This window comes from Bacillus sp. ISL-46 (genome assembly GCF_018613205.1).
In genome coordinates this window covers 1-10,242 of record NZ_JAGGQR010000110.1, presented here as the reverse complement: position 1 = coordinate 10,242, position 10,242 = coordinate 1, and the positions used below count along the sequence as shown (strand labels likewise).

Sequence of the window (10,242 nt, the reverse complement as noted above, 5' to 3'; positions counted from 1 at the left end):
GAACAAAAATGTTGGCAATGACAAGGAAATCTTAATTACCGCCATCACCCACTGCATTCCCTATATGGGCTTTCCGAGAACACTAAACGCATTAAATTGTATTAACGAAATTATTCCTGAAAACTAAGAAAGGGTGTTAGGAGGTATCCAACTGTATCGTTATCAATCAATAATTGTCTTTTACTCCCGTGCGGACAATGTCGTCAACTTAAGAACTAAGTTAAAAATATTCAAGTTAAAGGAAGGATTAAAATGATTAGACATATTTTTATTGCACCAATTAAAGAAGGCATAACAGAAGAAAAACTGAATAAAGAAATAAATTTGTTGAGAGCGATGAAGGATAATATTCCTGAAATCATTGATCTGACAATAGGAAAAAATACAGGCTGGGTTGGTGGCGAAAACGCAGTAACGATGGTTGTAGATCTGAAGGATAAAGAGGCGTTTGAAGCCTATATGGTGCATCCGTATCATGTATTCATAAACAGCATAAATGGAACAGAGGATGATTGCTTTGTCACCAGCGGATTATATTCCGCGCAAATAGAATATGAGAATTGAAGTTTTATGAACATATTAGTACGAGCATATGGGAAATCAGGACGCACAATTATTTTAGAGGCTGAAAAACGTGGTCATGAGGTATTAGCAGTAGCACACAGAAAACATGATGAAAAGATTATAAAAACATATTAATCAAAGACATCATGGATTTAACCAAAGAAGATATTGCAGGCTATGATGCCATTATTGACGGAGTAATTGCTTGGGTACCAGAAACTTTCTACGTGCATACTGACGGTGTTTCTCATATTGCGAATTTGCTTGATAGTAGCAACACACGCTACATCAAAATTGGTGGAACAGGTACATTGTTTATAAATAAAGAGAATACAAAAACTATTGACTTCGTGTTACTCGAAGGTTGTATGCTTGTAATTATTCAAGGCTGAAATTAAATCCCTATGATAAATCATGTAAAGTTAGAGGGCTTTATTTCGAAGTCTTCGAATGACTTTGGTTTTTCAAATAATGAAGAAAGGCGTGATACGCAATGAAATTAGTCAAATTACAAAATGATAAAATCCCTACGATTGCTCTTGGTACATGGTCATGGAGCACTGGTGCAATCGGTGGGGATGAGATTTTTGGAAATTATTTTACAGAAACGGATTTAAAGCCAGTATTTGATGCCGCGATGGATGCTGGATTCAATTTATGGGATACAGCTGCTGTATATGGTATGAACGCTTCAGAGAACATTTTGGCAAGTTTTATCAAAGGCAGGGAGGATGTGCTAATATCCACTAAATTCACTCCACAATTGGCAGGAGACAATGACAACGCTGTTGAGGAACTTCTGGAAGAAAGCCTAAACCGGCTCGGCGTGGATTACGTGGATATTTATTGGATACACAACCCGGCAGATGTGGAAAGATGGACACCAAAACTTATCCCTTTAATGAAAAGTGGAAAAGTGAAACATGTAGGGGTCTCCAATCATAATCTGGACGAAATTAAATTGGCAGCCAGTATCTTGGCGGAAGAAGGACTGAAAATCTCAGCTGTCCAAAACCATTACAGCTTACTTTACCGTTCATCGGAAGAAGCAGGAATTATTGATTACTGCAATGAAAATAATATGGTGTTCTTTTCATATATGGTACTGGAACAAGGTGCATTAACTGACAAATACAATTCGAAAAATCCTATGCCGAGTGGCACCAGAAGAGGCGAGGCATTTAATACAGATGTGCTTACTAAGATCGAAAGTTTAGTCCAAGTAATGAGAGAAATCGGCATTAGACACAATGCATCAACTGCACAAATTGCAACAGCTTGGTCCATTGCAAAAGGAACGGTACCGATTATTGGTGTTACGAAAACGTCGCATATTGAGGATGCAATAAAAGCTGCCGAGGTCAATTTGACAGTACAGGACATCCTCGAACTTGAAGAAGCGGCAAAAGAAACTGGCGTTGAGGTTAGAGGCGATTGGGAAAAACCTATGATTTAACATCTCAATGAATCAGTCTACTGACTTATTGCAGAGATTCTTTGAAAGAAACGCTGCATGAAAAATAGAAAAATGGAGGACACCACAATGGAATTTACAACACTCAGTAACGGAGTGAAGATGCCAATGGTCGGCTTCGGTGTGTATCAGGTTCCAGACGCTGCACAGTGTGAACGGGTTGTTCTGGATGCGTTCCATGCAGGTTACAGATTGGTAGACACCGCCGAAGCATACATGAACGAGGAGGCTGTTGGTATTGCACTAAAAAAAAGCGGACTGAAACGGGAAGATGTTTTCATGACATCAAAAATCTGGATTTCAAACTTTGGATATGAGAAGACAAAGAAAGCCTATGAAGCAGCACTTAAGAGATTGGATATGGAGTATATGGATTTGATTCTTCTGCACCAGTCTTTGTCGGATTATTACAGTGCATGGAGAGCCTTGGAAGAGCTATATAAAGAGGGAAAGGTTCGGTCAATTGGTGTTTCCAATTTCTATCCGGAACGTCTGACGGACCTTTGCATGAATGCTGAGATTAAACCGATGATCAATCAGATTGAATGCCATCCGTTTTTTCAGAGGGAGACAGACCTTGAGTGTGCAAAGCATTTTGGCGTAAAGCTTGAGGCGTGGGCACCGTTTGCGGAAGCAGGAAGAGGAATTTTTACAAATGATGTACTGACGAAGATTGCGGCAAACCACGAAAAGACAGTCGCACAGGTTATCCTTCGTTGGAATGTGCAGCGTGGTGTTGTCGTGATTCCAAAATCTGTTCATAGGAACCGCATCGAGGAAAACATCAACATCTTCGACTTTGAACTTTCTGATGATGAAATGAAGCAGATTGCTACTCTTGATACTGGACATACGGAGATTATCGACCACTATGACTGGAAGATTGCCAAGATGTTAAATGAAGTAAAGGGCAGAGAATTAGGAGGTAACTCAAAATGGAAATGATTACATTGAACGATGGAAACAAGATTCCACTAGTCGGCTTTGGCGTATTTATGATACCGAATGATGGACCAACTTATGATGCAGTACATACTGCATTGAAAGCAGGATACCGACATATAGACACTGCTGCGGCATATTTTAATGAGGAAGATGTAGGTAAGGCTATCCGTGACAGCGGTATTCCGAGAGAGGAGATTTTTATTACCAGCAAGCTCTGGCTCCAGGATTACGGATATGAGCAGGCGAAGAAAGGAATTGCCAGATCTCTCCGTAAGTTGAACATGGATTACATCGATTTATATCTGATTCATCAGCCTTATGGAGATGTGCCCGGGGCTTGGAAAGCAATGGAAGAGGCAAAAGCTGAAGGAAAGTTGAAATCTATTGGTGTCAGCAACATGACTCCGAAGATTTGGAACGAGTTTGTACCGCAGTTTGCCACGAAGCCTGCTGTCAATCAACTGGAATTCAATCCGTTCTTCCAGCAGAAGGCAATCCGTGAGATCATGGCAAAAGATGATGTGGCGCTGGAGGCATGGTATCCGCTAGGACATGGAGATGCAAATCTGCTTTCCAATCCGGTGATCACAAAGCTAGCAGAAAAATACGGAAAAAATGTTGGACAGATTATTTTAAGATTTGAAGTTCAGGAGGGTGTTATCACTCTGCCAAAGTCTGCAAATCCAGAGAGAATCAAGACTAATCTTGATGTCTTCGACTTTGAATTGACCGATGCGGAAATGGATGAAATGCGTGGTCTTGATACCGGAAAAGGTGCTCATAATCCGGATGCACCGGGACTCCGTGAAGCCTTAATGTCTGCATTTAAGATCGAAGATTAAGGATATACGGAATGCAGGAATGAAGTGAAATAATTGATCATTTTACTTCCGATATGGCTAGGATGTTAAACGAATGGAAAATTCATGAATAATTAATAATGAAACAATTGTATTGGTTGATATTTAATGCTTTTATTCATCAAAAAACCGATTTTCCAATTAGGAAATTCGGTTTTTCCATTTTGAAGACATTACCAATAAGGAGGAATAACAATAATGAGAAAGGATTTCCGAGGCGAATCAACCAATAACAATTTTATCAAAGAAACTAACGGCACTGCTGTTGTTGTCGGTGCGTCGCTTTCTGGACTAATGACTGGGATTGCTCTTTCACGAGCTGGATTAAATGTCACCATTTTAGAGAGAGCTGGAGCGAAACCACGTAGTGGAGCTGTTCTTCAAGTTGACAGTGGAGAAATTGATCGAACTAAAACAGCGAAACTTTTAAGAAAACTTGCTTCTGGTGGAATTAGGTCTGCTGAGGCTTGGTCATCTATACATTTTCGACTACGCTCAGAAGCAGAAGCCGATCCTAGAATTGACTTACATTATGATACTCGTGTTCAAACTATTAACCAGGACAGCGACTCTGCGTGTGCGGTGACTGATAAGGGTGAGACATTCCATGGAGATATTTTGATTGGTGCAGATGGTCACCGTAGTATTGTACGTTCCTTAGTTGCACCTCATAAACCAAATGCAACTTTTGCTGGATACTTGATATGGGTCGCTATTGTAGATGAGAAAAACATACCTGAAAAAAGCCGACCTAGCCTCAACGCCCCGAAATTAAGTATGCCCGATGGTATCGGTGACTTTTTACTCGGTTCTATTATTGCTGGAGAAGACGGATCTACCGCTTTAGGAGATCGACGACTAGGATGGGCTTGGTACGATAACACTCAAAATGATTTGTTACGCCGTCTTGGATGTGTGGAAGGAAACCTTGTTCGGCATTCCCTTAATGCTCCTGACATCCCGGAACAGACATTGATTGAACTGGCTGAAAAAGCTTCTGTTAGATGGGAACAACCATGGTTAGACACGATTCTTCATAGTATTGAAACACGTAATCTTGTTGGAACTCCGATTGCCGAATATGTTCCTGACAATCTTGTAAAAGGACGTATAGTAATCGTTGGAGATGCTGCACATCTACCTACACCACTAACTGCATCGGGGTTTAATGCTTCCTTACAAGATGCTGCTACCTTAGCCGAATGTGTTTCAAAGGGAATAAAAGGATGTGCAGCATCTGAAGCTCTTTTAGAATATGAGAATCTTCGTCTAAAAAATGCACGTCAAATTGTGCAATCTGGACAATCCTTTAGTCGCTCTTTTGGGCGGTAAAAGAGCGTATTCTTAAAAGATGCCACTATATAGAGTAAATTGTGAAGTTTTGTACTAAACCACCATTGGAGAACGAGTTAAAATCCCATCCTCTGTGGTGCAGCTCTGCTGCATGGATGACTATATGGGTAAGAGTTGAACAAGGAGTTTTCTATGCAGCTCTCTTCTTTGTGCAACTGCTTAGTTGAAGAAGGAAGAATAATTAGAGTAATGTTGATTAAAAATTAAAGGAAAAAAGTAGTATAATAATAGGTGGAAATTTTATTGCTAAACCAAAAGTCTTATGATAATATAAGGTAAGCGTATACAGAACGGGTTGTAACTGTTAAATCAGGCAAAACCGATTACCTTAGAAAAAAGGTAGGGTTTTGCCTTTTTCTATGTCGGAGGTGATAAAGTGAAGATCGAGAAAATATTAAATAATAATGCAGTTATTTCAACAAAAGATAAACAAGAAGTTATCATTATTGGACGTGGAATTGCTTTTAATAAGCGTGTTGGTGATGATATTGATGAACAACTAATAGATAAAATTTTCACTTTAGAAAACGAAGATATAATGAAAAAGTTCAAGACCTTAATTGCTGATATGCCAATTGAGTACATGGAAATATCCGAAAAAATCATTGCATATGCAAAAATGAAATTGGGGAAAAAGCTAAACGATAGCATTTATATTCATTTAACTGATCATATTCACTTTGCAATTGAGCGGATTAAAAGTAATTTGCCTATAAAAAACGGATTACTTTGGGAAACGAAGCAATTATACAAAGATGAATATGAGATTGGTTTAGAAGCATTAAATATGATTTGTGAACAATTTGGTGTCATTTTACCAGAGGATGAAGCAGGCTTTTTAGCCCTTCATTTTGTCAATGCTGAGCTGGGTGAAGAAATGCCAGTTGTGCAAAGCATGACCAAAGTTATGCAAGAAATTTTAACCATCGTAAGATATCATTTCAAGATTGAGTTTAATGAAAATTCTTTACCCTTTTATCGTTTTATTACTCATTTGAAATTTTTTGCACAGCGGTTAGTCAAGGGAAATCATTATAACAGTACATCTGATGATGACTTATATGATGTAATAATATTAAAATACCCAGAGGCATATAAGTGCTCACAAAAAATTAAGAAGTTTATTGAGAACAGTTACACTTATCAATTAACGAATGAAGAAATGATTTATTTAACGATTCATATTGAAAGAGTAGTAAAAAACAATAACAGATGATCATAGGGTTGTAACCTGACGGGCAAAACCTAAATCAAACAGTCAAAATTGATTGTTTGGTTTAGGTTTTTTTTATTACCTTGTGCGGTTAATCAACTTCAATATTACAAATGATTTTATATTAAAGGAGTGTAGAAAATGAGCTACAAAAGCTTAGCAAAAGAAATTCTTGAGCTAGTTGGAGGGGAACAAAATGTAGTAGGTCTTACTCATTGTGCTACTAGATTAAGATTCAGTTTAAAAAACCGCAAAAATGCAAATAAAGCTGAAATTCAAAAACTTGACGGTGTATTAACTGTGGTTGAGAGTGGAGGACAACTTCAAGTTGTTATTGGAAATGAAGTTCCTTATGTTTTTAAGGAAATAAATCAAATAGGTAAATTTTCGGTAGATACTAATTCGGCAAATGATGAAAAAATATCAATTACTTCAAAAATATTTGATATTATTTCAGGAAGTTTTACTCCATTATTAGGAGCAATGGCAGGATCAGGTATGCTTAAAGGATTATTGGCAATTCTCACGACATACCATATTTTATCAGCAGATAGTGGAACTTATCATATATTATCTGCAGCAGGAAATGCATTATTTTACTTTTTGCCAATTTTACTTGCTGTTACCATTTCAATCAAATTGGGTGCTAATCCATATGTAGGAGCTGTAATTGGAGGAGCGTTATTAGAGCCTAATTTTACAGGGTTAATGACGGCAAAGTCAGTAACATTTTTAGGCATGCCAATAATCCCAATGAATTATTCATCTACTGTTTTTCCGATTTTTATAGCTATAATTATATATTCGATTCTTGAGAAATTTTTAAAGAAAATTGTTCACAAAGATATACAAATGTTTTTAGTTCCAATGTTATCATTAATGATTATGGTACCTTTAACAATAATGGCATTTGGTCCATTTGGAGTTTATGTTGGTAATGGAATTGCTGGACTTATTAGTTTCTTAAGTGGAAAAAGTGGTATGCTAACTGGAGCTTTAATGGGAGGTGCTTGGCCTTTCATAGTTATGCTTGGTATCCATAATGGGTTAATACCTATTGTTGTAGCCAACCTTGCGAATGGTGGAGATCCACTCTTAGCTATGGTGGCATCAGCTATTTTTGCCGAAATAGGTATAGCAATTGGTATTATGATAAGATCAAAAGATGCAAAGGTTAAGACAGTTGCAGGATCTACAGTATTTCCAGCAATAGTAGGTGGAGTAACAGAGCCGATTATTTACGGATTTATAGTCCGTTATAAACGTACTATACCATATTTGATTATTAGTGGAGCAATTGGTGGAGCGATTATTGGATTCTTTGGTTTAAAACAAACAGCGTTAGTATTGCCTTCATTGTTTGCTATTCCAGTAATCTCACAAAAGGTACCTTATATAATTGCTATAGTTATTTCAATGATTTTAGCACTACTGCTTACAATAATTTTTGGATTTGAAAATAAAAAGGAAGTTGAAGATAAAAAGGAAGTTGAAGATAACAAGATAGAAGCAGGAAAGACAATTATAAAAAAAGAAGCCATTGTCAGCCCATTAACTGGGGTAATTAAACCGTTAGCCGATGTGGATGATCCTGTGTTTTCATCAGAAGCTATGGGAAAAGGGGTTGCCATTGAACCAACTGTTGGAAAAGCTGTATCACCTGTAAGCGGTACAATCACAACAGTTTTCCCGACAGGACATGCAATTGGAATTACGTCAGACGAAGGAGCAGAAATATTAATCCATATCGGAATCAATACTGTTCAATTAGAAGGTAAATATTACACACCAGTTGTTAAACAGGGAGATCGGGTAAGCCAAGGTGATCTATTAGTTAATTTTGATATTGAAAAAATTAAAGAAGCTGGGTACCCCGTGACTACACCAGTTATTATTACAAATACAGACCGTTATATCGATATTATTGATATGAAAAAAGAAGAGGTTCAGGCAGAAGAAAGTTTATTAACATTAGTAGTTTAATGATCTTGTTATAGGAAATCTGGGGAGAGACTTAAGTCCTCTTCCCCATTAGCAGCAGTACTAGTATGGATTTATGAAAAAGTAGGATTTTTAGCATTGCTTTGATCGTATCATCGATCGTAACTTTTTTTATGACTTTGGTTTTATACAAAGATAAAGCAGAAAAATAATTAATGAGGAGAATATATAATGCCATTTATGAAAGATTTTCTATGGGGTGGCGCTATTTCAGCGAGCCAAGTAGAAGGAGCCTACTTGGAAGATGGAAAGGGTCTCTCAACTGCCGATATGATAACAGGCGGAAGTGTAAACAAAGAGCGAATGTTTTTTACTGAGATAGAAGAAGGAGCCTATTATCCAACACATGAAGCGGTTGATTTTTATCATCGTTATAAAGAAGATATTGCACTTTTTGGCGAAATGGGCTTTAAAACGCTACGTCTATCCATTGCATGGTCGCGTATTTTTCCAAATGGTGACGATGCTGAACCGAATGAAAAAGGACTACAGTTTTATGATGATGTATTTAACGAATGCTTGAAATATGGTATCCAACCGTTGGTGACCCTTTGCCATTACGAAATTCCATGGGAAATTGTCAAAAAGTATAATGGATTTGCTAGTCGGAAAACCATCGACTTATTTGTTAACTACGCTAAAGTTTGTTTTGAGCGATTTGGCGATCGAGTGAAATATTGGTTAACATTTAATGAAATCAATGGTGCGCCACTAGAAGGTACAGGGTTAAATCATCTTGGAATGGTGGACGATTCTGTTTGGAATTTGAAGAAGCCTATTTCTATTAGTGAATTGCCTGTTCTACCGAATCGTTACGAAGGTGTTCACAATCAATTTGTCGCTTCTGCTTTAGCTGTTAAAGCAGCACACGAGCTAGATATGGGGTTACAAGTTGGATGTATGTTGTGTAATGTTCCATGGTATCCATTAACGCCAAATCCTAAAGATGTACTTGCGACACAAACGAAAGATCAAATGTTTAATTATTACTGCGGTGATGTGATGGTTCGTGGTGAGTATCCAACCTTTGTATTGGACTTCTTTAAGAAAAATAATATTGATGATTCATTTATTACAGCAGCAGATAAGCAAATCCTTAAAGAAGGAACCGTTGATTTGTATACATTCTCATATTATATGTCGAATTGTATTACCACTGATCCTACTGTTGAAATTGTCGGTGGAAATATCGTGGGTGGAGCGAAAAATCCTTACCTAGAAATTTCAGAGTGGGGCTGGCAAATTGACCCTGAGGGAATAAAATATGTGCTTAAAAACTTGCATGATCGTTATCCACATACGCCGTTGATGATTGTTGAGAATGGATTTGGTGGGATCGATAAAATGGAAGAAGATGGCTCCATTCACGATCCTTACCGCATCGACTACTTGAGACAACATATAACTGCAGTGAAAGAAGCAGTGGAAGATGGGATACCAGTTATTGGATATACGGCATGGGGTCCAATCGATTTAGTAAGTATTGGTACAGGCGAAATGTATAAACGTTATGGTTTTATTTATGTTAATCGCCATGACGATGGAACGGGTGACTACTCCCGCCATAAAAAGGATAGCTTCGATTGGTACAAAAAAGTGATTGAAACGAATGGGGAAGATTTATCCTAGAAACATATTTAAACATTATGTTAATTAGTGTGGAAAAACTCCCTTCATTCATTCTGAGGCCACTGAAAAAGTACCTTCGACATAAACAGCGATTCTTACATCGAAAAATCGAGGTAAGAATCGCTGTTTTTTTATATAATGAAAGTACTAACTTTAGGTGGTGTCCGGAATGATCTCCAATCAACAATCTCTTTCACTCAGCC

General features: G+C 37.6%; 9 protein-coding genes. All 9 read left to right on the top strand.

Annotated features, from left to right (window positions below; translation table 11 throughout):
• Positions 1–252 precede the first annotated feature (252 nt).
• The 9 genes from J7E67_RS30960 to J7E67_RS30920 all read left to right on the top strand — a co-directional run bounded on the left by J7E67_RS30960 (position 253) and on the right by J7E67_RS30920 (position 10,039).
• Entirely contained in the window at positions 253–564 is a 312-nt protein-coding gene (locus tag J7E67_RS30960) for a Dabb family protein (protein ID WP_214733494.1), read from the top strand.
• Between the two features lie 146 nt (positions 565–710).
• Entirely contained in the window at positions 711–956 is a 246-nt protein-coding gene (locus J7E67_RS30955) for a Rossmann-fold NAD(P)-binding domain-containing protein (protein ID WP_214733493.1), read from the top strand.
• Between the two features lie 101 nt (positions 957–1,057).
• Positions 1,058–2,020 (top strand): aldo/keto reductase, encoded by a 963-nt coding sequence (locus J7E67_RS30950; RefSeq protein ID WP_214733492.1) that lies wholly within the window; start codon positions 1,058–1,060, stop codon positions 2,018–2,020.
• Positions 2,021–2,107: 87 nt separating this feature from the next.
• On the top strand, positions 2,108–2,983 hold the full coding sequence (locus tag J7E67_RS30945) for an aldo/keto reductase (protein WP_214733491.1): 876 nt from the start codon (positions 2,108–2,110) through the stop codon (positions 2,981–2,983).
• Complete coding sequence (locus J7E67_RS30940) at positions 2,974–3,825, top strand: aldo/keto reductase (RefSeq protein WP_214733490.1); 852 nt, start codon at positions 2,974–2,976, stop codon at positions 3,823–3,825. Before J7E67_RS30945 ends, J7E67_RS30940 begins: the two co-directional genes overlap by 10 nt.
• 216 nt (positions 3,826–4,041) lie before the next feature.
• Positions 4,042–5,175 carry an FAD-dependent monooxygenase gene (locus J7E67_RS30935; protein WP_214733489.1) on the top strand — a complete coding sequence of 378 codons (1,134 nt, stop codon included), beginning with the start codon at positions 4,042–4,044 and terminating at the stop codon, positions 5,173–5,175.
• Positions 5,176–5,572: 397 nt separating this feature from the next.
• Complete coding sequence (gene licT, locus J7E67_RS30930) at positions 5,573–6,412, top strand: BglG family transcription antiterminator LicT (protein WP_214733488.1); 840 nt, start codon at positions 5,573–5,575, stop codon at positions 6,410–6,412.
• Between the two features lie 138 nt (positions 6,413–6,550).
• A complete protein-coding gene (locus J7E67_RS30925) occupies positions 6,551–8,392 on the top strand; it encodes a beta-glucoside-specific PTS transporter subunit IIABC (RefSeq protein WP_214733487.1) in 1,842 nt (613 codons plus the stop codon).
• 189 nt (positions 8,393–8,581) lie between these two features.
• Complete coding sequence (locus J7E67_RS30920) at positions 8,582–10,039, top strand: glycoside hydrolase family 1 protein (RefSeq protein WP_214733486.1); 1,458 nt, start codon at positions 8,582–8,584, stop codon at positions 10,037–10,039.
• The last annotated feature ends 203 nt before the right edge of the window (positions 10,040–10,242 follow it).